The following is a 536-nucleotide window of genomic DNA, read 5'->3' on the forward strand; positions in this document are numbered from 1 at the left end:
GCCACGCGGCCGGGATCGAGTTGAGGGGCGTCAGGAAGTGGTAGCAGCGCTCCCCCCTTCATGCCCCCAACAATGACGTCGCCGGCAGCGGTGAGAGCGCCACCGCTGACGACAAGAAGGGCCAGCAGCACCGTCCGGGGGGTGTCCTTCTTGAAGAGCCTACGGCGTCCCTGCCCGCTCATACCTTGCGACCACCCTTATAAGTCACCTCGACATCCGCGTCGAAAACGTAACCCGCGCCTCGCTCAGTCTTGATCAAGGTCGGCTTTGACGGATCCCTCTCGAGCTTGCGCCTCAGGCGGAGTATGAGAACGTCGATACTGCGATCGAAAACCTCTTCATCATGAACTCTGCTCGCCGATAAGAGCTGCTCGCGCGACAGAACCTGGCGAGGGGCGCGCAAGAAGGCAGCCAGAAGATTGAATTCTCCTGCGGTGAGCTTCACCTCCTGATCTTCGCCGTAGGTCAACCTGCGCAGCTTGACGTTCAGCACCCATTCGCCAAAACTGTAAATTTTACGGTCCTTCTTGTTATCG

General features: G+C 59.1%; 2 protein-coding genes. Both read right to left on the bottom strand.

All coding sequences use genetic code 11. The features are described 5' to 3' along the window. Positions 1 to 182 (bottom strand): hypothetical protein (locus tag FY112_RS37115; RefSeq protein WP_210384792.1); only part of this gene is annotated, 182 nt, incomplete at its 3' end. Then, positions 179 to 536 (bottom strand): winged helix-turn-helix domain-containing protein (locus FY112_RS00090; RefSeq protein ID WP_181018102.1); only part of this gene is annotated, 358 nt, incomplete at its 5' end. The genes FY112_RS37115 and FY112_RS00090, both read right to left, overlap by 4 nt.

It is taken from the genome of Rhizobium sp. PEPV16 (genome assembly GCF_008919455.1).
Taxonomy (GTDB): domain Bacteria; phylum Pseudomonadota; class Alphaproteobacteria; order Rhizobiales; family Rhizobiaceae; genus Rhizobium; species Rhizobium leguminosarum_Q.